At 40.4% G+C, this 24,516-nt stretch carries 25 protein-coding genes; 14 read left to right on the top strand and 11 right to left on the bottom strand.

All coding sequences use genetic code 11. The features are described from left to right. Positions 1 to 53 precede the first annotated feature (53 nt). From fbaA to NMS_RS06220, 6 genes are all read left to right on the top strand, one after another. Complete coding sequence (fbaA, locus tag NMS_RS06245; protein WP_041495937.1) at positions 54 to 1,121, top strand: class II fructose-bisphosphate aldolase; 1,068 nt, start codon at positions 54 to 56, stop codon at positions 1,119 to 1,121. Positions 1,122 to 1,215: 94 nt separating this feature from the next. Beyond that, positions 1,216 to 2,076 carry an acetyl-CoA carboxylase, carboxyltransferase subunit beta gene (accD, locus tag NMS_RS06240; protein WP_041495935.1) on the top strand — a complete coding sequence of 287 codons (861 nt, stop codon included), beginning with the start codon at positions 1,216 to 1,218 and terminating at the stop codon, positions 2,074 to 2,076. A 19-nt stretch (positions 2,077 to 2,095) separates the two neighbouring features. Further along, positions 2,096 to 2,671 carry a hypothetical protein gene (locus tag NMS_RS06235; RefSeq protein WP_148311340.1) on the top strand — a complete coding sequence of 192 codons (576 nt, stop codon included), beginning with the start codon at positions 2,096 to 2,098 and terminating at the stop codon, positions 2,669 to 2,671. Positions 2,672 to 2,860: 189 nt separating this feature from the next. Then, positions 2,861 to 3,130, top strand: coding sequence for a 30S ribosomal protein S15 (gene rpsO, locus NMS_RS06230; protein WP_041497529.1), 270 nt, complete (start codon positions 2,861 to 2,863; stop codon positions 3,128 to 3,130). A gap of 173 nt (positions 3,131 to 3,303) precedes the next feature. Continuing rightward, entirely contained in the window at positions 3,304 to 5,559 is a 2,256-nt protein-coding gene (locus NMS_RS06225) for a polyribonucleotide nucleotidyltransferase (RefSeq protein ID WP_041495933.1), read from the top strand. A gap of 188 nt (positions 5,560 to 5,747) precedes the next feature. Beyond that, positions 5,748 to 7,007, top strand: a complete 1,260-nt coding sequence (locus NMS_RS06220) for a mechanosensitive ion channel family protein (protein ID WP_041495932.1) — start codon at positions 5,748 to 5,750, stop codon at positions 7,005 to 7,007. A 92-nt stretch (positions 7,008 to 7,099) separates the two neighbouring features. Here NMS_RS06220 and NMS_RS06215 read toward each other — a convergent pair whose 3' ends face one another. Both NMS_RS06215 and NMS_RS06210 read right to left on the bottom strand, forming a co-directional pair. Then, complete coding sequence (locus NMS_RS06215) at positions 7,100 to 7,561, bottom strand: hypothetical protein (protein WP_041495931.1); 462 nt, start codon at positions 7,559 to 7,561, stop codon at positions 7,100 to 7,102. Positions 7,562 to 7,921: 360 nt separating this feature from the next. Continuing rightward, on the bottom strand, positions 7,922 to 8,203 hold the full coding sequence (locus tag NMS_RS06210; protein ID WP_041495930.1) for a hypothetical protein: 282 nt from the start codon (positions 8,201 to 8,203) through the stop codon (positions 7,922 to 7,924). Between the two features lie 82 nt (positions 8,204 to 8,285). On the opposite strand from NMS_RS06210, the gene rpe reads away from it, so the two are divergent. The 3 genes from rpe to NMS_RS06195 all read left to right on the top strand — a co-directional run bounded on the left by rpe (position 8,286) and on the right by NMS_RS06195 (position 10,489). Continuing rightward, the gene (rpe, locus tag NMS_RS06205) at positions 8,286 to 8,948 is read left to right on the top strand and encodes a ribulose-phosphate 3-epimerase (RefSeq protein WP_041497528.1); all 663 of its coding nucleotides are present in this window, start codon (positions 8,286 to 8,288) and stop codon (positions 8,946 to 8,948) included. Between the two features lie 45 nt (positions 8,949 to 8,993). Continuing rightward, positions 8,994 to 9,434 carry a DUF4174 domain-containing protein gene (locus tag NMS_RS06200; RefSeq protein WP_041495929.1) on the top strand — a complete coding sequence of 147 codons (441 nt, stop codon included), beginning with the start codon at positions 8,994 to 8,996 and terminating at the stop codon, positions 9,432 to 9,434. A gap of 80 nt (positions 9,435 to 9,514) precedes the next feature. Further along, on the top strand, positions 9,515 to 10,489 hold the full coding sequence (locus NMS_RS06195) for a YpdA family putative bacillithiol disulfide reductase (protein ID WP_041495928.1): 975 nt from the start codon (positions 9,515 to 9,517) through the stop codon (positions 10,487 to 10,489). Between the two features lie 9 nt (positions 10,490 to 10,498). Here NMS_RS06195 and NMS_RS06190 read toward each other — a convergent pair whose 3' ends face one another. The 4 genes from NMS_RS06190 to NMS_RS06175 all read right to left on the bottom strand — a co-directional run bounded on the left by NMS_RS06190 (position 10,499) and on the right by NMS_RS06175 (position 15,367). Further along, positions 10,499 to 10,900 carry a hypothetical protein gene (locus tag NMS_RS06190; RefSeq protein WP_041495927.1) on the bottom strand — a complete coding sequence of 134 codons (402 nt, stop codon included), beginning with the start codon at positions 10,898 to 10,900 and terminating at the stop codon, positions 10,499 to 10,501. Between the two features lie 119 nt (positions 10,901 to 11,019). Beyond that, entirely contained in the window at positions 11,020 to 11,757 is a 738-nt protein-coding gene (locus tag NMS_RS06185) for an SDR family NAD(P)-dependent oxidoreductase (protein ID WP_041495926.1), read from the bottom strand. A 362-nt stretch (positions 11,758 to 12,119) separates the two neighbouring features. Next, positions 12,120 to 14,033 carry a 4Fe-4S binding protein gene (locus tag NMS_RS06180; RefSeq protein ID WP_041495925.1) on the bottom strand — a complete coding sequence of 638 codons (1,914 nt, stop codon included), beginning with the start codon at positions 14,031 to 14,033 and terminating at the stop codon, positions 12,120 to 12,122. A 38-nt stretch (positions 14,034 to 14,071) separates the two neighbouring features. Further along, on the bottom strand, positions 14,072 to 15,367 hold the full coding sequence (locus NMS_RS06175; RefSeq protein WP_041495924.1) for an NAD(P)/FAD-dependent oxidoreductase: 1,296 nt from the start codon (positions 15,365 to 15,367) through the stop codon (positions 14,072 to 14,074). A 199-nt stretch (positions 15,368 to 15,566) separates the two neighbouring features. Here NMS_RS06175 and NMS_RS06170 point away from each other — a divergent pair, with 199 nt between their 5' ends. The 4 genes from NMS_RS06170 (at position 15,567) to NMS_RS06155 (ending at position 19,911) form a co-directional block, all read left to right on the top strand. Then, positions 15,567 to 16,283 carry a DUF547 domain-containing protein gene (locus NMS_RS06170; protein ID WP_041497526.1) on the top strand — a complete coding sequence of 239 codons (717 nt, stop codon included), beginning with the start codon at positions 15,567 to 15,569 and terminating at the stop codon, positions 16,281 to 16,283. A 106-nt stretch (positions 16,284 to 16,389) separates the two neighbouring features. Then, complete coding sequence (locus tag NMS_RS06165) at positions 16,390 to 17,397, top strand: glycoside hydrolase family 113 (RefSeq protein ID WP_041497525.1); 1,008 nt, start codon at positions 16,390 to 16,392, stop codon at positions 17,395 to 17,397. A gap of 99 nt (positions 17,398 to 17,496) precedes the next feature. Further along, positions 17,497 to 19,152, top strand: coding sequence for a M1 family metallopeptidase (locus tag NMS_RS06160; RefSeq protein WP_041495923.1), 1,656 nt, complete (start codon positions 17,497 to 17,499; stop codon positions 19,150 to 19,152). Between the two features lie 105 nt (positions 19,153 to 19,257). After that, on the top strand, positions 19,258 to 19,911 hold the full coding sequence (locus NMS_RS06155; protein WP_041495922.1) for an HD domain-containing protein: 654 nt from the start codon (positions 19,258 to 19,260) through the stop codon (positions 19,909 to 19,911). A gap of 2 nt (positions 19,912 to 19,913) precedes the next feature. On the opposite strand, the gene NMS_RS06150 is transcribed toward NMS_RS06155, so the two are convergent. The 5 genes from NMS_RS06150 to ruvC all read right to left on the bottom strand — a co-directional run bounded on the left by NMS_RS06150 (position 19,914) and on the right by ruvC (position 23,604). Then, positions 19,914 to 20,651, bottom strand: coding sequence for a TIGR04283 family arsenosugar biosynthesis glycosyltransferase (locus tag NMS_RS06150; protein WP_041495921.1), 738 nt, complete (start codon positions 20,649 to 20,651; stop codon positions 19,914 to 19,916). 45 nt (positions 20,652 to 20,696) lie between these two features. Beyond that, complete coding sequence (locus tag NMS_RS06145) at positions 20,697 to 21,473, bottom strand: DUF547 domain-containing protein (protein WP_041497524.1); 777 nt, start codon at positions 21,471 to 21,473, stop codon at positions 20,697 to 20,699. Between the two features lie 103 nt (positions 21,474 to 21,576). Further along, positions 21,577 to 22,395, bottom strand: coding sequence for a purine-nucleoside phosphorylase (locus NMS_RS06140; RefSeq protein ID WP_041495920.1), 819 nt, complete (start codon positions 22,393 to 22,395; stop codon positions 21,577 to 21,579). Positions 22,396 to 22,399: 4 nt separating this feature from the next. Next, entirely contained in the window at positions 22,400 to 22,999 is a 600-nt protein-coding gene (locus NMS_RS06135; protein ID WP_041495919.1) for a TIGR04282 family arsenosugar biosynthesis glycosyltransferase, read from the bottom strand. 50 nt (positions 23,000 to 23,049) lie between these two features. Next, entirely contained in the window at positions 23,050 to 23,604 is a 555-nt protein-coding gene (ruvC, locus tag NMS_RS06130) for a crossover junction endodeoxyribonuclease RuvC (RefSeq protein WP_041497523.1), read from the bottom strand. A gap of 27 nt (positions 23,605 to 23,631) precedes the next feature. On the opposite strand from ruvC, the gene NMS_RS06125 reads away from it, so the two are divergent. Then, positions 23,632 to 24,510, top strand: a complete 879-nt coding sequence (locus NMS_RS06125) for a lysylphosphatidylglycerol synthase domain-containing protein (RefSeq protein ID WP_041495918.1) — start codon at positions 23,632 to 23,634, stop codon at positions 24,508 to 24,510. The last annotated feature ends 6 nt before the right edge of the window (positions 24,511 to 24,516 follow it).

Below are 24,516 nucleotides of genomic sequence, written 5' to 3'. Positions count from 1 at the left end.
AGATTTACACCTCTTAGATTTTGCTTACTTTTGTTAGTCAAGATCTGAAACAAATGAGTCACCATATCAAACCAGGAGTTGCTACAGGCAAACATGTTCAAGAAATATTCAACCATGCTAAGACTAACGGCTATGCGTTACCAGCGGTAAATGTAATAGGTTCCAGTTCAGTCAATGCGGTGATGGAAACAGCGGCAGAACTTAATTCGCCAGTCATTATTCAGTACTCTAACGGTGGATCTATATTTAACGCAGGTAAAGGCTTGAGCAACGAGAATCAACGGGCGGCTATTTTAGGCGGTATCGCTGGTGCAGAGCATATCCACCGACTCGCTGAGGCTTATGGCGCAACAGTTATTCTTCATACAGATCACTGTGCTAAGCCATTACTGCCCTGGATCGATGGTTTATTAGGTGCTAGTGAAGCACGCTTTCGCGAAAGCGGAAAAAGCCTCTACTCCTCGCACATGATTGACTTGAGTGAAGAGCCATTAGAAGAGAACATTGAGATTTGTAAAAGATATCTAGAGCGCATGTCAAAAATGGACATGACCCTAGAAATTGAACTTGGAATTACAGGCGGTGAAGAAGATGGTGTAGATAATAGTGATGTAGACGAATCAAAATTATACACACAACCAGAAGAAGTTGCTTATGCTTATGAAGAACTCAAAAAAGTAAGTGATCAATTTACCATTGCAGCTGCTTTTGGAAACGTTCATGGAGTGTACAAACCAGGAAATGTAAAGTTGACTCCAAAGATTTTGAAGAATTCACAAGAGTATGTGACTAAAAAATATGGTGTAGAGCACAACCATATTGACTTTGTATTTCATGGTGGATCTGGCTCAACATTAGAAGAAATACGTGAGGCTATAGGTTACGGTGTTGTAAAAATGAATATTGATACTGATTTACAATGGGCATTTGCTGATGGCGTTAAAAAATATATGGACAGCAACGACGATTTTATGAAGACCCAAATAGGGAATTCAACGGGTGCTGACATTCCTAACAAGAAATACTACGACCCACGCAAATGGTTGCGTGTGGGTGAAGAATCATTCAAAGCACGCTTGAAGCAGGCATTTGAAGATTTGAATAATGTTGGAACACTTTAAATAAGGATCAAGAAAATAGATTCAAGAAACAAGAGAGCTGAACTGAAGAGATGATAAACTCTGAGGTTATAACTCCTAACTCATAACTAGAAACATGGCTTGGTTTAAAAGAGAAAAAAAAGGAATCACAACACCTACTGAGGCTAAGAAGGACACGCCTAAAGGATTGTGGTATAAATCCCCTACAGGAAAAATAATAGATTCTGAGCAACTTAAGAATAACTTTTATGTGAGTCCAGAAAATGGATACCATGTAAAAATAGGTAGCAAAGAATATTTTGAAATCTTATTTGACAATAATGAGTTTGAGGAATTGAACCCAAATATCACCTCAAAAGATCCACTGAAATTTACGGATACCAAAAAATATACTGATCGACTAGAAGCAGCGCAGGCAAAAACTGGTTTGAAAGACGCAATACGCACAGCAGTAGGTAAATCCAATGGTCACGATCTTGTTGTTGCTTGTATGGACTTCTCTTTTATAGGTGGTTCCATGGGTAGTGTAGTAGGTGAAAAGATTGCTCGTGCGGCAGATCATTCATTGAAAAACAAAATCCCGTTCATGATCATCTCTAAATCTGGAGGTGCCCGCATGATGGAAGCTGCTTTGTCATTAATGCAATTAGCGAAAACAAGTGCAAAATTGGCGCAACTAGCTGATGCTGGAATTCCTTACCTCTCTTTATGTACCGATCCTACCACAGGTGGTACCACTGCATCATTTGCAATGTTAGGAGACATCAACATGGGTGAGCCAGGAGCATTGATTGCTTTCGCTGGACCACGTGTAGTGCGCGATACAACTGGTAAAGAATTACCAGAAGGTTTCCAAACCGCAGAGTTCTTGTTAGAAAAAGGATTCCTAGACTTTATAGTGCCTAGACCACAGTTAAAGAAGAAAGTGAATCAATATCTTGATTTGATATTGAATCGAGAGATGGAAACAGCATAGAGCTACCAAAACAAGATCTTTGAAATTTCTATATTTTTTCTTCACCTGTTTAGTATTGACATCGTGCGTTAGCGATGATGATAATTTGATCGATCCTGAACTTAAAAAAGTAGTTGGGTTTTATGCTATAAAATCATTTGAATCTGATCAAGCTGTTGACCTTAATGGAGATGGAATTACTTCGACAGATCTAAAAAGCGAGATAAATGATTTTGACTATTATGATTTAGATCTAAGACCAAATATTGAAGGACAGGTAAGGCTACAACTAGTTAGTTTTATATTCCCAGCAACAAATTTACGGTTTCAAAACCCTGCTTATCCTGATGGCAACACGAACTTCACCAGCAGTATATTCTCGACCATTTATGTTTTTTCCAATGATCAAATAATACTAGAGAACAATTCTTTTGAGGTTTATGATTACGTTGATAGTGAAAACAGAATAACTAATCTAAGAACTGACGATGTAATTACCGTCTTAGACAATGATCAACTCAGAATATCGATTTCGCAGGAATATTACGATTACAGCACGGCCCAATGGCTAGCACTCGACATAGACGTTGTCTATGAAAAACTCAATTTTGAATAATCTATCTAACCTAAGCAATTAGGCAATCATCAATAGACCATATTGAAACTTGTAGCTTTAAAGTTTGATTTTGTTTTTCATGTTGTTTTTATTTTAAACTGTATCTTTGCAGCCGCTTAGGGAATGAATCCCGAAGGCACCGTCAGAAAATCTGACATACATAATATTCATTATATAAATAATTTTGGCATGTATTTAGCACCAGAAAAAAAAGCTGAGGTTTTCGCAAAGTACGGGAAATCGGCAAATGACACAGGGAATACCGATTCTCAAATCGCGTTGTTCACCTACCGTATCAACCACTTGACAGAACACCTTAAGAGAAATCGTCACGACTACAACACAGAGCGCAGCCTTGTGAAGCTTGTAGGAAAGCGTCGTTCCCTTCTTGATTACAAGATGAAGAAAGACATTGTTGCTTACCGTGAGTTGATTAAAGAATTAGGAATTAGAAAGTAAAAAATTGGGGACTTCGTGTCCCCTTTTTTAGTTTTATACCGCAGCAGTTGATGCTGTTTACGCTTTCGCGAAAGCGTAATCAAAATAAACATCGCAACAACAAAAGCTGGTTTCTCAGTAAGTAAACGCCTTCTCACCACACACAACTTGAGATTAACGTTTAATACAAACAAATGAAACCACAAGTTTTTAAACAAGTGATCAAGATGGCCAATGGGCCTGATATCACTATTGAAACTGGAGCGCTTGCAAAACAAGCACATGGATCTGTCGTGATCACATGTGGTAAAGCAATGCTTCTAGGAACTGTAGTGTCCAGCTACAAATCTACTGGACTAGATTTCCTTCCACTTACTGTAGACTACCGTGAGAAATTTGCCGCTGCCGGTAAATATCCAGGCGGATTCTTCAAGCGTGAAGCTCGTCCTAACGATGGTGAGGTTCTTACCATGCGTCTTGTAGACCGTGTGCTACGTCCACTTTTCCCTAAGGATTACCATGCAGAGGTTCAGGTAATGATCCAATTGATGTCTCACGATGATGAGGTGATGCCAGATGCTATGGCAGGACTTGCAGCATCTGCAGCCATCCAACTTTCTGACCTTCCGTTTGAATGTCCTATTTCTGAAGTACGTGTAGCGCGTGTGGATGGCGAGTTTGTCATCAATCCTAGCTATTCCCAACTAGCAGAAGCTGACCTAGAAATGATGATAGGTGCGAGCGCAGATAGCGTGATGATGGTAGAAGGTGAAATGGAAGAGATCTCTGAAGAGGATATGATCGCCGCCATTAAAGCTGCCCATGAAGCAATCAAAGATCAGTGTGCTGCTCAAGTAGCACTTGCTGAAGCAGTAGGTAAAAAAGAAGTACGCGAGTACGAAGGTGAGCGTGAAGATGCTGATATCGAAGCTAAAGTTGCAGAATTGGCTTACCAAAAAGTTTACGATGTTGCAAAACAAGGAAGTGCTAAGCATGAGCGTAGCGCAGCCTTTAGCGAGGTCAAAGAAGATGTAAAAGCACAGTTTTCTGAAGAAGATCAAGAGGAAAATGGTGATTTGATCTCTAAGTATTTCAACAAAACCCACAAGAAAGCAGTACGTGATGTATTGCTAAATGAGGGAATTCGTCTGGATGGTCGTAAGACTACAGACATACGTGACATCTGGTGTGAGGTAGATTATCTTCCATCAACTCACGGTAGTGCCATTTTCTCTCGTGGAGAAACTCAAGCACTTGCAACGGTAACACTAGGAACTTCAAGAGATGCCAACATCATTGATATGGCGTCACAAGAAGGTGAAGAGCGTTTCTACCTACACTATAACTTCCCACCATTCTCAACTGGAGAAGCCCGTCCACTACGTGGAACTTCCCGTCGTGAGATAGGTCACGGAAACCTGGCTCAACGTGCTTTGAAAAGAATGCTTCCTAATGACCTTCCTTATACAGTAAGAGTTGTATCTGAGGTATTGGAATCCAATGGTTCTTCTTCCATGGCAACTGTTTGTGCTGGCACTATGGCATTGATGGATGCGGGTCTGCCTATGAAGAAACCAGTTTCTGGTATCGCCATGGGATTGATTACTGAAGGTGATAAATATGCTGTATTGTCTGATATCTTAGGTGATGAAGATCACTTGGGTGACATGGACTTTAAAGTAACTGGTACTGCAGACGGTATTACTGCTTGTCAAATGGACATCAAGGTAAAAGGTCTTTCTTATGAGATACTTACCAATGCATTAATGCAAGCCAAAGAAGGCCGCATGCACATTCTAGGAAAACTAACTGACACGATTGCGGCTCCTGCTGCAGATGTGAAGCCACACGCTCCTAAGATGGAATCTATGGAGATTGAAGGCAAGTACATTGGTGCTGTGATAGGACCTGGTGGAAAAGTAATTCAAGAATTACAGAAAGAAACCGATACGGTGATCAACATCAAGGAAGAAAACGAGATGGGAATTATCGAGATCGCAGGTACAGACCGTGCTAAGATCGAGGCAGCTCTAGAGCGTATCCAGAACATCATTTTTGAACCAACAGTTGGTGAGACCTACCATGTGAAGGTGGTGAAGATGTTAGACTTTGGTGCCGTGGTAGAATTTAAGCCTGGTAAGGAAACTTTGCTACACGTAAGTGAGTTTGATTACAAGCGTATTGAAGACCCTTCTACCGTATTGAGCGTTGGTGATACTCTAGACGTTAAATACATGGGTGTTGACCCAAGAACCAAGAAGCAAAAAGTTTCTCGTAAGGAAACTATGCCGAAACCAGAAGGCTGGACAGAACGTCCACCACGTCGTGACAATGATCGCAACGATCGTGGTCGTGGTCGTGATGACCGTCGCAGTGGTGGAAGACGCGATGACCGTAGATCTGATGATCGTCCTCGTCGTAACAACGATGACAATAAGTCTGAGGATTAGAGAAATCGCATTTCGAGCGCCTCAATGCTCGATATCGTTAAATTCAAAACCGCCGCTAGAGATTCTAGAGGCGGTTTTTTTGTGGTTGTTTTTTTCAAGAAATTTGCATACTCCATTTTACAGCGTATAAACCACCACAACACTTTAGTAATTGTACCTTGCTAATATGGACTTAAATTCTGAATCAAATGAATGAGTATAGAAGAGCGATTTACAACTGGCTCACAGACGGTCTAGGTTGGGAGAACGACGTGGCAGAATTGGTAAACATCCTAGGTGTAGGATTGGTATTTACTGTTATTTTATTTGTCGTCTACTGGGTTACACGCCGTGCCATTATTACAGCTTTCAAAGCTTTTTCTCAAAGAACGGAGACTCAATTTGACGATCTATTGGTCAAACATGGTGCACCTAGACTGGTTTCACTGGTGATTCCGTTAGTGTTATTGAATAAAGCTGTTCCTTACATTTTTTTTGATTATCCAATTTTAGAAAGTGGCCTTGAAACTTTTTTATGGGTCCTTTTTGTTTTCCTGATCGTATTCATTTTTAGAAGTGTATTACGCACCATCAACGAGTTTTTAAAACTTACGGTAAGATTTAGAGACAAGCCCATCGATAGTTATATACAGGTCATCATGCTGGTATTGTGGGTACTGGCTTTTGCATCGATTCTTGCGATTGTAGCTAATATTGAGTTTATTAAGTTCTTTACTACGCTAGGCGCTGCCTCGGCGATATTACTCTTGATCTTTAAGGATACTATTTTAGGTTTTGTGGCCAGTATTCAGGTTTCTATCAATGATACGGTACGTATAGGCGACTGGATCACCATGGAGAAATACGGTGCAGATGGCGAGGTTTTGCAGATCAATCTTTCTACCGTCATGGTACAGAACTTTGATAATACGATTACCAATTTACCTACATATGCACTAATTTCTGATGCCTATAAAAACTGGCGTGGTATGACCGACTCTGGTGGTAGGCGTATCAAGCGCGCAATAATTATAAAGTCTAAGAGTATACGTTACCTAGAAAAGAATGACATTGAGCAACTCCAAAAAATAAGTTTGATTGAAGATTACCTGAAATCTAGGCAAGAAGAAATACATAAATATAATGAGCAGAATGAAGTGGATAAAAGCGTCTTGATCAATGGACGTAATCTCACAAACATTGGAGTTTTTAGAAAGTACTTACAGGAATATGTACAAGGACATTCTGCCATCAATAAAGAAATGACCATCATGATCCGACAGTTACCTCCTACATCCCAGGGGATGCCACTAGAGATTTATGCTTTTAGCAGTGATAAACGTTGGGCAAATTATGAATATATCATGGCAGATATCTTTGACCACGCGCTGGCAGCGGTTCGCTATTTTGATCTCGAAATCTTTGAATTTGACACTAGCCTCACCGCAGTAGAAGCGGTTTCTAATTAAGACTAATCGGCTGAAATCGTTTGGAACACCTCTTATCTCAACTGGAGTAGCTAGCAATAATGCTTTTGATGAGTTCGCTTTTGCGAAAGCGATTATTTGTACGGTGTTTCACTTAGTTTACCCACGTACAAGTCGTCAGAACCTTCCATTTTAGTCAATATATAGAAAACTTTACCATCAGGTCGCAATCCCCAGTCCTCTTGCAAGTCAGTGAAGATATTGACAAACAATACACTCTCATTAGGTTTAAAATTACCCACCATCTTCATCCAAGATCTATCTAGGTTTTCACTTTGAGTCGGTAGATCTGAGTTCCAGAATGTAAAGACTTTATACGTATAAGCCTCTAGCATTTGAGGATTGGGAACCTCAATCTTTGATATAATATAATCCATACTGCCATAAGGGAAACGGTATTGAGCCATAGAGTCTGAATCACAACGCCTAAAATCAGTACTTAGATCAAGGTATAGAGGGTACTCAAATGAGCTGAAGAAATAATCTATAGCTCCGTTTGGGCCTATCAACTGATTTTTTTGGTCATAGATAAACATTCTGCTTGCATAAGAATGACCTAGAAATTCCCGGATATCGTCATTAGACGGGACACCGGATAAATGAGTGGTAAAAGCGTTTTGAGACTTTGGGAAATTTGCCTTTGTTTTATCTAAATGAGCTGAGCTGAGCTGTAAACGTTGAAAGTTGCCTCTACCGCTGACACCTCAATCTTCCTAGCACAAGAGATAAGCATTCCCGTTATGAAGATGAATAAAATAGTTCTATTGATATGGACACTACTCATTAGAAGGTTGGTTTATAAATGAAAAAGAGATCAGTCGAGTAGCAATACTCCCTTTTCTTTTGAAATGATGATTGATATTTCGTTTTCGCGAAAGCGAACTTAACAACATATTCTAAAAATGCAAGTACCACCAGTAACCTACAAAGCCAATAACCATAGCTAAAGTAACGATACGCACCACTAAAAGTTTACGCTGTCCCAAACGGTATACCTCACGAATCCTGAGAACGTCAACCAAGATTAGAACACCTCCTAACAGTAGATAGATCCATTTTTGAGTAGAAAACGGAAATGTGTCCTTGAGGAAAAAGAAAACTAGTATCAACAATAAAACAGCCATCGAGGCGATGTTCAACTTATTGATGTAAGAACGGGAATCGGGTCTTGAAGTCATGGGATAAATTTAATTGAAAAATTCGACGGTTAGAATTCGGTCTACGGTTATTGGAAATTTTATCTTTGCCTAAACACACTTGATCATGTCAAAACTTATTGCTCCATCTGTACTTGCTGCCGACTTTGCTAACCTTCAACGCGATTGTGAAATGCTCAATCGCAGTGATGCAGACTGGTTTCATATTGACATCATGGATGGTGTTTTTGTTCCCAACATTTCTTTTGGGATGCCGGTGTTAAGAGACATTGCAAAACACGCCACTAAAACCATTGACTGTCACCTGATGATCGTTGATCCAGATCGTTATGTGAAAACTTTTGCAGATTTAGGCTGTGATATTCTTACCGTACACTTTGAAGCCTGCACGCATTTACATCGCACGCTACAGAACATCAAAGCTAACGGAATGAAAGCTGGCGTGGCGTTGAATCCACATACCAGTGTGGATCATTTGAAAGATACCATTAAGGATATTGATCTCGTATGCATCATGAGTGTGAATCCTGGATTTGGTGGGCAGAGCTTCATTGAAAATACGTACGACAAGGTTAAGGAACTTAAAGAGCTTATTAAAAGTAAAGGCGCATCCACTCTTATTGAAATCGATGGTGGCGTGACAGATAAAAATGCAAAGCAATTGATTGATGCTGGCGCAGACGTTCTTGTTGCTGGTAGTTATGTCTTCAAATCTAGCGATCCCATAAAAACGATCAAGGAATTGCGTGAGCTCGCTAATTCTTAGTTAAGCGTCTGTTCTTATTGTCATAGTTCCATTAACTTTAGGATAATGAAAAAACTTGTTTTTCTTATTTTAATCTTAATCGCAATGACTATGGACTCTCAAGACCTTAAAAAATATCAATGGCAAAATAGAATTGTTTTAGTCTTGAGTGATGATGAAACAAACAAGAATTTCAAGACACAGATTGAAAGTCTGAAAGCTGCGAGCGCTGGCTGTGCAGAACTTAAACTGGTGCTGTATCAAGTTCTACCTAATCAGGTCACGTTGCACCATTTTGAAGCTGCAGACAAAAAACCATCACCCAACTCTTCTGATCTCTATAAGGAATTCATGAGATCAAAAGATTCCTTCAAATTTGTACTCATAGGCCTGGATGGCAGTATCAAAAAAGAGCAATCAACCATAATGGAAACCGAAGAGTTATTTTCTATCATTGATGGTATGTCTATAAGGCAGGCAGAGATGAAGAGAAAAAATGAATCTTAAGTCCTGTTCTCTACTATATAGATTTTCAGTTTATGTTTAAATTTTGACTTAAGTTTTGAGCAGCACCTACCTTTGTTTTTATGGAGAACGTTTTTGATGTATTGATCATAGGTGCAGGACCTATTGGAATTGCCTGTGCATTGGAGGCTCAAAAAGCAGGGTTAGATTATGTGGTCATTGAAAAGGGTCCTCTTGTAAATTCGCTTTATAATTACCCTGCAAACATGCGCTTTTTCTCCACCAGTGAGAAACTGGAGATCGATGGGATTCCATTTATTTCTAAAGAAGCTAAACCCAGCAAGCAAGAAGCACTGGAATATTACCGCCGTATCGCCACTTCCAATAAACTGAACATCCGCCTTTTTGAGAAAGTGGAGAAAGTCCAGAAAAAAGGGCATTATGAAGTCATCACAAACAAAAGTTCTTATTCCGCTGAACATATCATTATTGCCTCCGGGTTTTACGATACTCCTAACAAACTAAAAGTGCCAGGTGAAGATCTTGAAAAGGTCACTCATTACTACAATGACCCGCATTTGTATGCCTTTCAAAAGGTCGCGATAGTTGGTGCTAGCAATAGCGCTGTGGATGCAGCTCTCGAGATTTACCGTAAAGGTGGTGATGTTACCATGATCGTGCGCGGGCAGGCGATTGGTGATCGCGTTAAATATTGGGTAAAGCCAGACATCGAAAACCGCATCAAAGAAGGCGCGATCAAAGCCTATTTCAATTCAAAAATCACAGAAATCCAACAGAATCAAATCACCATCGACCATGACGGCAAGACCATCGAACTGGAAAACGATTTTGTAGTGGCTTTAACCGGGTATCAACCCAATTTTGATTTCCTCTACATGATGGGAATAGATTTACAAGGAAGTAAACAAATCCCGGATTATGATCCTGAGACCATGGAAACCAATGTAGAAGGTGTTTATCTAGCTGGCGTTATTTGTGGAGGTATGGAAACCCACAAATGGTTTATTGAAAACAGCCGTGTGCATGCTACTATGATTATCGATGATATGATAGGAAAACGAAAAACTACTATTTAAATTAAAATCTTAAAATTGATTGATCAACACTATGATTCTTTCATGTACAAGGTCTGCCTGTTGTCCATAAACTATCAATTGTGCGTCAAGTCCTAACCATTCATTTTTCTCCACAGACTCATTTATAGGTTTCCATATTTTTATAGATTTTTCTTCAAAGAATTGCAACCATTCCATTTGCTCCTTTTCAAAATCTTGGGAGGTTTTATGTTTTAAAAGATCATGGTAAACTTCATTCATTAATTGGTGAAGTTCTAAAAAGTAGCTCCGTTCCGTGCTCATCATGTCAATACCTGTATCCAGTTTAACCTGATTCAAACTATCCATCTTTTTTAGAGTAGATCTATAATCTGCCTTTTGAGCAGAACAAACCATCCCAAAAAATAAAAACAGTAGTATCACGAATTTCATTGCAATCAATATAAACTATTATACAGTTCGCTTTCGCGAAAGCATAGACAATTATCAAAATTAAAAAAATCCAATTCCTCGGTTGAAAATTTGGAATTTGAAATTTGTAGCGTCAGCTACTATTTCGCCGTATAACCTCCATCAATAACATGATAGGATCCGCTCACGAAACTTGCCTCATCGCTGGCGAGCCAGTAGACTAAGTTTGCCACCTCATCAGGTTTTCCAAATCGGCCTATAGGATGCGCTTCAACGAGTTGTTCTCTTTGCTCTTCATCCAACACTTCTAATAATGGCGTCTCGATATATCCTGGACCTACGGCATTGATACGTATTCCTTTTTTGGCATATTCGATCCCAGCAGTTTTAGTCAATCCAACTACCGCATGTTTAGCCATAACATAAGCTACTGATTGTGCAGAACCAACAGATCCTAGCATGCTAGACATATTGACGATCGCCCCACCACCAGCTTCTAACATGGCTGGAATTTGCGCTTGGCAACCATATAAGACTCCGTTTTGATTGATGGCAATGACCTTTTCGTAATTTTCTTGAGGATAGTCTGCCGTCAGCGCCATTTCTCCACTAACTCCAGCATTGTTGACCGCTGCGTGCAGCGCGCCAAATTTCTCTACGGTTTTAGCGACCAAAGTTTCACATTCCGACTTTTTAGAAACGTCTGCTTTAATAAAATGGGATGATCCACCAGCCTCTTTAATGGCTTTTACCACTTCTTCAGAATCGTCTTTATCGATATCGGAAACCACGACATTGTAACCTTCTTTGCCGAATCTCATCGCGATCGCTTTTCCCAATCCGCTCGCGGCTCCTGTAACTATGACTGTCTTTTTCATGATTTTTATTTCTAATTTAGGAACTAAATCAAAGCCTTGCAGTTAAGGAAGTTAGAAAAAATGAGCTGTTTTCCTACTTTTTTAATGTTGGTGGATTAGTTCGCTTTCCTGCCCGCCGGCAGGCGGGCGCGAAAGCGTAATAAGTATTCAGCTTACAGTCGCAGTTGACAATTATGTAGTAACTAAAGCCGCGTTTAGAAAGCCTCAATGCTCGATTTAGTTTAAAACGAGAGATCTGAGGCACTCGAAGACCAGGTATAGTAAAGTTATCAAAACTCCAACTGCGTGACGAGCAATTAGAATTATATGATTTTTGTGAAATCGGCAATCACGATTTGTGACAGCAAATCAATAATCAGAAATTAGGAATTTTTATTATTGCTCAACAAGGCCATCAAATCTGGATCCTGACCCTGCAATACCGCATCGCTGTTGATGCGACCTTCTAAAGGGCCGTTTTCCAACTTTAAAACTCCACGCGGGCAAACCGCACTACAAATACCACAGCCCACGCAGCTGGAACGTATGATATTTTCACCCTTTTGAGCATAGGCCCGCACATCAATTCCCATCTCACAGTACACTGAGCAATTCCCGCAGGAAATGCACTGCCCGCCATTAGTAGTAATGCGGAATCTCGAAAACATACGCTGCTGAAAGCCAAGTATCGCTGCCATGGGACAACCAAACCTGCACCATACCCGATTTCCAAAAATGGGATAAAAGCCGGTGCCAATCACTCCAGAGAAAATGGCACCAATGAGGAAGCCATAAAATTGATTGAGTTTCCAGGACTCAAACAAAAACAAGTTAGTCGAAGGGTCAAAATAAGTGAATAACAGCAGCCCAATGACGATGACGAAATAGCCTATAGCGCCAATTTTAGCGTCTTTAGCCAACCGGTCCCTGCGAAAGATAAAAACCAGGCCAAATATGAGGGTCAATAAACCAATAACTCCCCAAACAAAGGCTTCTTTACTGAGCCAGACATTGTCAAAAAAGGCGCTTTGGGTGCCTTCTACAATAGTAAAAGCAGACTTGCTTTCATCCACGGGAACTAGGGTCGCTTGTTTCTGTTCTTTAATTTTTTGAATACTCCCAGCATTATTCTCTTCATTAACGACATGAAAAGGAATGTTGATATCTTCTTTAGATGCTAATTCTATGGGACTTTCAGATTCTGAACGATCTACGTAAACCACTCTGGAGGCACCTGCTTCCTGTGCGGCAAGGACTACCTCGTGTATGGGTTTTTGATCCTGAGCACCTATAAAAACCACTTTGTCACTAAAGTCATTCCAGGAGCCTATACTTGAAGCTGATTCGTTTCCTTTTAAATAGGAATAAACCACTGCGGTTGTCATGACCACCACAAATACCACCACACTGTGAACGACCCAGCGCTCTATATTCCAGGCATAAAGTTTTTTATTGGACAAATGACGGAATGGGTCACCGGCAGTTTCGGCCAGTCCACCGCATCCACAAACCCAACTGCAATACCAGCGCTTTCCATATTTGAATGTCAAAATAGGTGTGATAATTAATATAGAAGCCACCCCAAAAATCAACATGGCCACCCCAAAGTTTCCTGCACTTAAAAACTGATCCAGTCGGTAACCGGCAAACAGGTCATAATTAAGAGGCCATACGTTCTTAAAATCATAATAAGGTTGGTTAAGGCTTATCATTATTTGCGGTATCATAAAAGCAAATGATGTCTGAAAGAACATCACGCTTATGGTACGAATGATCTCATACCTATTATGACGGTATTTCCAGATGAATTTTATCCCGAAAGAAACTATGGCGAGTGTATAAAAAACACCGTAAACAAACCACTGGCTCGCAGGTTGGCCACTCAATAGTTGGGATAAGGGATCAAACAGTGCGATAACACCAGTATTCTCGCCATCTTGTACAAGACCCAAATATTCAGGGTAAAAATAAAGGATCACATAAAAACCGCTGAGTGTCAATATTCCAATCCATGCCAATAATCCACGACTGGTAAAGGATTTGAACATCACGCCGTCATTTTTGATACCGGCATTTTTTCCTGCATAAGAAGCCCAAGAGAAACCTATCACCCCTAAAAGGATGCTGCTTAACGCGATGGTTAACCATAAGGTTTTATTAGGAAAATTCACATTGAAGTTAGCCAGTATCAGAACCGCCAAACCGAAAAAACCTACTGCGGTAGAGATCTTTTGACCAGGAGTCAGAGATTTGGGTGGTTCACCGGTGAGTGACATATTACGCTGGAAGTCGGACATAAAATTGGGTCTTTATGTAATGATTAAAATCCTATAAGTTAGGACGTGGTTTTTTGTTCTTGGAAATCTTTTTTGATGGTCTTAAAACAGCTTTTATAAAATTCAGGATCAAAGGCAGATTCATTTAAACGCGATATCACGACATCAACAGTCGCTCCATCCCGCAACCATTTATCAAACACATCATGCTTCATACGAATGCCAAAGGTGTTGATTCCTATAAAGGTCCTGGAAGCTACATCATATTCAATGGTAATGGCACGCTCATTCTTGTCGTCCTGCCAGTGGTAATGTTCGTGACCTTCTTTAGGTTCATTCCACACCCATCCATAAGTCTGGTATTCAATGTCCATAAACTTGGCGCTGTTAAACCAGGGTCCCGGAATCCACTTCATGGGATTACCACATAAAGTCTGGGCCAGGGTTTCTCCCATCATGCGACTGGTGTACCAGACTGCTTCCACTGCCTTGCGCTCCCCTACCGGCTCGCGTTGCTGGGCACAATCACCTATAGCGTATACACCTTCAATGTTAGTTTGTAAATATCGATCTACAAGAATTCCCTTATCTGTTTCTATACCGCTACCGGCAAGAAAGCCTATTTGTGGTCGCACACCTGTGCAAATCCCAACGAGGTTGCACTCAATGGTTTCACCATTTTTTGTTTTTATTGCTTTTACCCGGCCATTTTCATCGCCTATAATTTCTTCCAGTTCTTCTCCATGCCGCAGGTCAATTCCATGAGAGATGATATGGTCAGAGATCATACTCGCGTCAGCTTTAGGTAAAACTCCTCTCCAGAATCCTTCTTCCCTTACCAGAAAAGTGACCGGTATCTTTCGGGTGTGTAACATTTCTGACAGCTCCACTCCTATCAAACCCCCACCTATCAGTACCGCTCGTTTACAAACTTCATTATTGGGCGCATTGATTTCCAGCATTTCCAGATCCTGTTTAGAAACCAGACCCTGGACACCTTGAATATTTTCTCCCGGCCAGCCATATTTGCTGGGTATGCTACCTGTAGCCAGCACCAGTTTATCGTACTTGAACTGCTCACCGGTTTCCAAAGACAGGGTTTTGGAATCTGTATAAACATGCTTGACATAGCCACGTTTTAGATCAATCCGATTCTTTTCCCAAAACCAGTTCTCATAAGGCTGGGTGTTTTCAAACTTCATATGTCCCATGTAAACATACATCAGTGCGGTGCGGGAGAAGAAATAATCGGTCTCTGCACTGATCACGGTAATACGCTTGTCCGACAATTTACGTATGTGTCGGGCGGCCGTAATTCCTGCGATGCCGTTACCCAGGATAACGATGTGTTCCATATTAATTATCGGGTTTTTTGATGATTGACCTAGCGACCTTAAAGCTACAACAACAAATCAAAAGAATGGGGTAGCATGACCTCATATTGATTTTTGGAAGGTCTACGCTTTAATTCTAGCGTTTCATCCAACTAGTATTCAAAGAAGTGGCTTGATAATTGTAATTTAGAGAATGGTGAATAATCTAGAAAATCAATTTATGAAATTAAAGAATATAATGCTTATGGTAGTGATGTTGGGGAGTTTCGCTTTCGCGAAAGCGCAATTATCAACATTTAATACAGCTACTAAGGAATTGTTTCAAGCACGGGTTATGAACGGTAAGGTAGATTACGCGGCCATCAAGAAAGACTCTAAAACCTTGAACACGGCTCTGAACGCCTTAATGAATATAGATCTAGCTAGCCTTAACGCCAATGAACGCAAGGCATTATTCATCAATGCCTACAATGTTTTCACCATCAAGGGAATTGTGGATGCCTATCCTACGGCATCAGTAATGGACATCAATAACTTTTTTGACGCTAAAAATTACGAGCTAGGAAAGAAGAAAGTGTCCCTGAATGAACTAGAGAAAGAGATGCTTTTCAAAGAATTCTCAGATGCTCGCTTACATTTTGTTTTGGTTTGTGGTGCTGTAAGTTGCCCGCCATTACAAGAAAAACCATTTACCGCAGAAAATGTGGAGTTTCTATTAAAAAAACAAACTAAAGCGGCGATCAACAATCCAGCGATTGTTAAGCTAGACATGCATGAAAAGAAGGCAATCGTTTCAAAGATCTTTGACTGGTACAATGCAGATTTTACTAAAAAACAAACGCTGACCGCTTATATAAACACCTACCGTGAAAATGCCATTCCTGATGGTTTTAAGGTTGAATACATGGATTATGATTGGAGTCTTAATGGAAAATAAGTCAAGCCAGATTCATCTGTGAAAGCTATATTTGAAAAGCAATTTTTATGAATGAAATCATACAATTGTTTGCTGCACTAAACCTTTCCATATGCTGTTGAAATTTATGAAGCTATTTATTTCTATATGTTTTGCAGCGGTTATTCTTTCCTCTTGCGACGCTCAAAAGCCTACACCACCAGAGTTAATTAAAGGAATCTCCTTTGTCGCAACCCGCGATACCATCAATGACGCTGTAGTCCAGCCCATTAAAAATTACAATGCTAACTATGTGTCCGTTCATCCTTACGGCTTTATGCGCGACATGGAAAACCCAGCAGTGAACTACAATAGCAGTCGGCAATGGTGGGGCGAGCGATTAGCCGGTACTAAATCTACTATTGACATATTCCATTCTAAAGGTTTAAGGGTGATGCTCAAACCACAAATCTGGATAGGACGTGGAGTATACACAGGAACGATAGAAATGCCAGATGAAAGCCGCTGGGACACACTTGCTGCCACCTACGAGCGATTCATAATGGATCACGCTCAAGTAGCTGAGCAAACCAATACAGAGATATTCTGCATAGGAACTGAACTGGAATCTTTCGTCACTGCTAGGCCTGAGTACTGGAACGATCTTGTCAAAAAGATTCGTTCGGTTTATAAAGGAAAACTCACGTATGCCGGGAATTGGGACAGCTATAAACACGTGCCTTTTTGGGATCAAATGGATTACATAGGCATCGACGCCTACTTTCCCGTAAGCGATCAAAAAACACCAGATGTGGCCACCGCAAAAGCAGGTTGGAGTTCCTGGATGGATGAATTGAGTTCGCTTTCGCGAAAGCATAATAAAAAAATTCTCTTTGCAGAATATGGCTACACCAGTGCCGATTATGCCGGAAAAGAGCCCTGGAAGAGCGCTGACGAGACACAGGAAAGTAACGAGCAGGCCCAACAGCAGTTGTTACAAGCACAATATGACACGATCTGGAATCAGGAGTGGTTTGCTGGCGGCTTTTTATGGAAACATCATGCAGAACAAGGCCGACGAGGATTTGATAAACTCTTTACTCCACAAGGTAAAATAGGAGCAACTACTGTTTCAGAGGCGTATTCCAGGTTTTGAGTAGTTAGTAGAAATAAAGCTTCGAGCTTAGTCAGCAACTATAAAGAAGAAAAGATTCATAAAAGTTATTATTTAGTTGATTGTGTTATACCTATTGAAATGAGAAAATTATTTGCATCCCTAATCTTTACAATTGCCACTATCAGCGGTATCAATGCCCAGATTCTAGCCGACAGAGATCAATTCACACATCAGGATACACTACGTGGTTCCATCACGCCAGAGCGTGCCTGGTGGGACATAACCTATTACGACCTCAATGTAAAAGTGCAACCAGACGAGAAGTTTATCTCAGGTTCTAACGTGATTCATTACCAGGTCTTAGAGCCTTACCAGGTGTTGCAAGTCGATCTACAAGAACCTTTAACCATTCTTAAAGTGGTACAAAACGATAGGGAGTTGAAAGTAAGAAATGATGGTAATGCCCATTTTGTAACGCTGCTAGAGGAACAAAAAACAGGCGAATTCAATAGCGTGGAGGTCTTCTATGAAGGAAAACCTAGAGAAGCAAAGAACGCCCCTTGGGATGGTGGATTCTCATGGAAAAAGGATGAAAACGGCAATCATTTTATCGCAACTTCTAATCAAGGTCTAGGCGCCAGCGTCTGGTGGCCTAACAAAGATCATATGTATCAAGAAGTGGACAGCATGGCTATCAGTGTCAATGTCCCAGATGGATTGATGAATGTTTCTAATGGTCGATTAAGAAAGATCGAACCTAAAGAAGATGAAACTACCACCTACCACTGGTTTGTCAGCAATCCCATTAACAATTATGGCGTCAATATCAACATAGGTGACTACGTCAATTTCTCTGAAGTGTATGAGGGCGAAAAGGGAAAGTTAGATATGGATTATTATGTATTATCCTACAATCTAGATAAAGCCAAAAAGCAATTTAGGGACGCTCCTAAAATGATGGAGGCCTTCGAGCACTGGTTCGGGCCGTATCCATTTTATGAGGACAGCTTTAAACTAGTAGAAGTTCCTTACTTAGGAATGGAGCACCAAAGCTCCGTAACCTATGGAAACAAGTTTGCAAACGGGTATTTAGGAAGGGACCTTTCTGGAACAGGTTGGGGTTTGAAATTTGATTTTATTATTATTCACGAGGCTGGACATGAATGGTTTGCAAACAACATTACCAACAAGGACATTGCAGATATGTGGATACACGAGAGCTTCACCGCTTATTCAGAAAACCTGTTTCTCGATTACTATTATGGCACAGATGCCAGTGCAGAATATGTAATAGGAACACGCGGTAGCATATCAAATAATCGTCCAATCATTGGAACCTACGATGTAAATAGCGGCGGCTCTGGAGACATGTATTATAAAGGTGCTAATATGCTGCATACCATAAGACAACTGGTAACAGATGATGAAAAGTGGCGTCAGATTCTACGAGGACTGAATAAAGAATTTTATCATCAAACGGTGACGACTGGACAGGTTGAAAATTATATATCTGAGCAAAGTGGTATCGATTTAAGCAAGGTGTTTGACCAATATTTAAGAGATGTGCGCATTCCAGTTTTAGAGTATAGCCTAGACAAAGAGACTTTGTCCTATCGATGGGTCAATGTAGTAGATGGATTTGACATGCCAGTGGAAATCACCATAGATGGAGATTCCCGCAGGATCGAACCATCTACTAGCACTCAACGCCTAAAACTTCCAACAGCAACATCTACTGTTGTAGTCGACGAAAACTATTATATCGAGAGCAAGTTTAGTGATTACTTAAATTAAATCGGTTAGGCTATCCTTCATAGGTTTTAAATCCAACCTAGCATTCAAAAATCACTGTGCATATATTTTATTTTCGCTTTCGCGAAAGCGAACAAAAACTCATTTATGCAACTTCCTATCATTCCTAAAACGATCAATTTTGTTAAAGAACAGCTTCAAAATGCCGAAGGTGGTCATGATTGGTTTCATATGGAACGTGTGTGGAAAAATGCAAAACTGATTGCTCGTAGTGAATCTGAGGCTGATTTATTGATTGTAGAGCTAGGCGCACTACTGCACGATATAGCCGATTCAAAATTTCACAACGGCGATGAAACCATAGGACCTCGAGTCGCTCGTGAGTTTTTAGAAAAAGAAAAAGTAAGTCAAGCAGTCATTGACCATGTGATCAAAATCATTGAAAACATTTCTTTTAAGGGTGGTCATGTGACTCAGCGTTTTGAGAGTCTTGAGTTAGATATTGTACAAGATGCTGACCGTCTGGATGCGATAGGCGCTATTGGTATTGCAAGAACATTCAATTATGGTGGTTTTAAAAATCGAGCGATCTATGATCCCGCAGTTGCTCCAAACCTCAACATGGATAAAGAAACTTACAAAAAAAGTGCATCGCCAACGCTCAATCATTTTTATGAAAAGCTACTTCTACTTAAGGATCGTATGAATACAGCAACTGGTAAAAAGATAGCACGACAACGTCATGATTTTATGGAAACTTACTTAAAACAATTCTATGCAGAATGGAATGGTGAACAATAAGCCTACTCAGATACTTGCTCTACTGCATCTTTAGTAACGCCGCACCATTTTAAATAATAGGTGTAAATCTCTTCAATACTTTCGCCTTGACGTTTTTTCCAATAAATCGTGAGGTAAAACCATTGAAGCTTAAGCACTCCTACTTCTTCATAGCGCCTTGCGCTTGTAGTTAGCCATTTTTGGATCACATGATAGGTGTCCATCTCGTACAGTTTATTGATCAATAAATAATCTTCATAAATAGGCACAGTGGTATTATAACCACCTATCTGGTCGTACAATTGCCTAGTAATATATTGACTTTGATCACCGCCACGACTTGCCTTCCAGCTGAATCTTGAAAACCACCCTATGATGATCAACCACCAGTGCCAACTCCTGAACCTCATACGGAAACATCCAGCAGGGTTTCCAGTAGCTATTGCCTTATAAATATGCTCATCGTAATTTGAAGGTGGATGGGAATCTGCGTGCAAGAAATAAAGCAAATCCTGTGAAGCAACAAGCGCACCGTTGTGTAATTGAACGCCACGGCCTTTTTCAGAGTCTACAGCTTTGACATGTATATGGGAATGATCTCTAGCAAATTTATTGATCTCATTGATCGTATCATCAATGCTACCGCCATCGACCACAATTAATTCTAGCTGTTTAGGGTCGTTAGCACGATCCACCAGGAGTTCTAATAAATTATAAATTCCTGCTTCTTCATTAAGAACAGGAATAACAATGCTCATCATAGGGTTAAATATACGATGAGCAATGTAGTATAGTTTTCAAAATCACTATTGTTTGTTCAAGGACCAATCGTAATCCTTGTATTCCACTGTAGCAGATACATTAATTTTCTTATTTGCATACCTGTTGACATAATCTATCAGTGTAGGCTCAACAGCTGTAAAGTCTGAGGTGTAGAACTTAAAAATACTGCTCAGTTTAGGATTGTTGGGATCGCTCAAATCGTTTTTATCAGAATTGACAAATTCGTTAGCAGCCCGGTCCATAAGTTCATCCACGTTCTTGCCTGTATAAGCCGTTTTCAATAATTTAGGACAAGAATAACTAGCACAATTGATCGCAAAGTGTATTCTAGGATCCCCCATTTTTTGAAGAACACCTTTCTCTATATCTGCTAGTGAATATTTATTCCCATCCACCACGATAAAATCCTTCAACCATACTTGACCTAATGGACCGTCGATATCCTTGATACTGGCTGGCATGTTGTTATCTATGATCAAATCAAGTGTGGAAGCGTTATACAAGTTGATGTAATAAGCAAACTGCTCACCAGTTTCCCAATCTTTTCTAGGTGGATTTACACTTAGGTAGGTCAAATACGATTTGAGTTTTGCCTGTTCTTCGGCAAGTCCTTCATAATTGACGAATCCTTTTTCATTGACGTACTTCTTAAGCAACGCTTCATAGTTGGAATGATCCAGCTGCGATCGAGTGGCTTCAATTTTCTCTCCATTAGTTAATTGGTCGTAATGCAGTCCTCCAGATCCGACGCAGGAAATTCCAAGACAGAGAATTAATAATAAGTATGCAATCTTTTTCATGGGTGTTCGCTTTCGCGAAAGCGAAATAATTTTCACTTTCATTATTCAATTAAAAGTACTGGAAAGCAAGAAAACACCTACCCCACTTAACAACAGAATAACATTAAAGATTTTGAATCAAACCGGTGAACAAGGCTACCATCTTAGGCTCTGCTTTGCCCGCTGTTTCAATAATATCAGGCACGTTGACCGGTTGTAAATTATCAGGATCGCATTCATCAGTTAGCACTGAAACGGCGCTTACAGGTAAATTCAAGTGATTTGCAACAATGATCTCAGGCACAGTACTCATTCCTACAGCATCAGCGCCCATCATCCTAAGCATGCGGTATTCTGCTCTAGTTTCCAGCTGTGGACCTACCACACTGGCATAAACACCTTCATGTAATGTAATTCCTTGATCTGCTGCAATTTGTTTGAGACTATCATTCATCGTCTTGTCATAAGGAGCACTCATATCCACGAATCGGTCGCCAAATTCAGAGATGTTTTTAAGAGCTAATGGACTGCCCCCTTGCAAATTGATATGATCTTCCAGCAGCATCAGCTCGCCTTTTTTCATTTCGAGATTAATAGCGCCTGCAGCATTAGAAACCAATAAGTTTTTGATTCCTAAACCATGCATCACTCTAATAGGATAGGTAATATCTAGGAAATCGTAGCCTTCATACAAATGGAATCTTCCTTGCATTACAACGACTTTTTTCCCTCCTAGATCTCCATATATTAATTTTCCAGTGTGGAATTCTACAGTAGCTAATGGAAAGGATGGTATCTGGTTGTAGTGAGCGATCACTTGGTTTTCAATTTGATCTACCAGTTGGCCTAGTCCCGTGCCTAACACAATACCAATCTCTGGCGCGTCAAAGCCATTCTGCTTTAAATAATTAATGGATTTGTCTAGTATTTGTCTGCTTAGCATATGCTTATTTTAAAAAGATTTGAAAATCTGGATGGTCTTTGATGTCCTCCTCTGTATCTACATCATTACGTTCTTCCAGTGTTATATAGTCGGTACCCTTTAGATCTGCTAGGGTTTGTTCTAAAACGGTGGAAGTTCCCCATTCTTTATTTTCAAAAACACCGTCAGGAATTTTATTCTTAAAGCCTAGCAAATAATAACCTCCATCTGTAGCTGGTCCAATGACAGCCTCGTGATCATTCAACTGTTTAAATGCTTCATCAATTTCCAAAGCTGATAAATCGTACATATCAGAGCCTATGATGATTACACTCTCATGTTTTTCAAGGGCTTGTTCAAAGGCATATTTCATACGTTCCCCTAGGTCGTCGCCTTTTTGCTGGTACTTTTCATAGGTCAAATTATCCCAAGCGTCATCTTCATGGACTTGCTCACTGTACCAAACTTGTTTGATACCATAAATGTATTTAGTAATTGACCTAGTGTGTTCCAGTAAGAACTTATAAATTTCCAGCGCCTTCTCATCTCCTAAGGTAGCCGCGAGCCGGCGTTTTCCTTTTCCAAGTTCTGGATTGCGAGTAAATATGATTAGACAATTGGTCATAAGTTCAAAATATTTAAGGAGATAAAACTAAAGGTTGCAGGATTGCAAGCCTACTTTTTAACACGCTTTTCATTCTGTTTAACAAACGACGCCCATCCTGAGTAGCTTTTTCCTACCTCCACACGTCCACTAGAATAAAAGTGACAGACTGCCGCAGCAAGGCCGTCAGTCATGTCTAAATTTTTAGGAAGCTCCTTTAAATTCAAGGTGCTTTTAAGCATCGCTGCCACTTGTTCTTTACTGGCGGTTCCTTTACCGGTGATGGATTGCTTGATGCGTCGTGGCGCATATTCAGTTACTGGTATATCTCTGGAAAGCCCTGCGGCCATAGCAACGCCTTGAGCGCGACCTAATTTGAGCATCGACTGCACATTCTTACCAAAAAAAGGAGCTTCTAGCGCAATCTCGTCAGGATGATGGGTATCTATAAGTTCTAGAGTACGTTCAAAGATCTTACGCAATTTGACGTAAGGATCTGTGACTTTGCGCAGGTCCAGCTCATTCATTTGAATAAAGGACATGCTTTTACCTACCACCTTTATCACACCAAATCCCATGATCAGTGTTCCTGGGTCAATCCCTAAAATAATACGTTCTCCTGCCAATTGTTGTAATTTCATGCCGTGAATCGCATGTCCCACAAATCTAAGCAATTCCTGCTGCAGGCTGGCAAGTTGCTAGTGATCTTATGCTGCCTGGCCTATGTGTTCTACCTATTTCAAGGCGATACATTTGACTGGCACCATACCGTTGCTTTCCTTTCTAACATCCCCATTTATTTCTATCTATTATTACCCGGATTATCCATTGCAAGCTGGCTGGTAGAAAGTTACAAATGGCAGTATCTAGTTCGAGATTTGAGAGAAGTTCGCTTTCGCGAAAGCGTCATTCACAACCTCACCTCGCAAGCCACAAGTTTTATTACACCCTTGAGGGCTGGTGAATTTGCTACGAAAGCTTTCTATTTTGAATCATCCTTACGTAAAAAAGTACTGAAGGCGGTACTTGTAGGGAACATGAGTCAAATGGCGGTCACTATAATCGTAGGGGTTGCTGGGGTTGCCGCGTTATTTTATAGTGAGGTGTTGTCCCTGTTCTCCATCATTTTTTTAGCCACTTTGGTAGTATGGTTAGGTCCAACAATTTCTAAACGGATTGATTTTCAAGCTGCCCGATTGGATGGAGTTATCCTGCTTTCATTCCTGCGTTATGCCCTTTTTTCTGGCTGCTGGTTGATATTGCTATCGTTTTACAGCAATGCTTCCTTGATTACAATAGCAGCAAGTGTTGCGGCAATGTATCTCGCTACCTCTTTAATTCCATCGTTACAGTTGTTTGACATACTGATCAAGTGGAGCGTTGCCACTTTTTTTGTGAGTTACCTAAATCTGCCTATTGAGAACATGACTGCGATTGTTGCCATCGTCTGGCTCAACAATACAGTCCTGCCAGCGCTCTTAGGTTGCGGGCTATTAGCTTTCCAACGGTTCCCTAAACTGATTGCAGCATGACCTTTA

This window comes from Nonlabens marinus S1-08 (genome assembly GCF_000831385.1).
In the GTDB taxonomy this organism is placed as follows: Bacteria; Bacteroidota; Bacteroidia; order Flavobacteriales; family Flavobacteriaceae; genus Nonlabens; species Nonlabens marinus.
The sequence above is the reverse complement of the archived record's forward strand: the minus strand, read 5'-3'. Positions and strand labels throughout refer to the sequence as shown.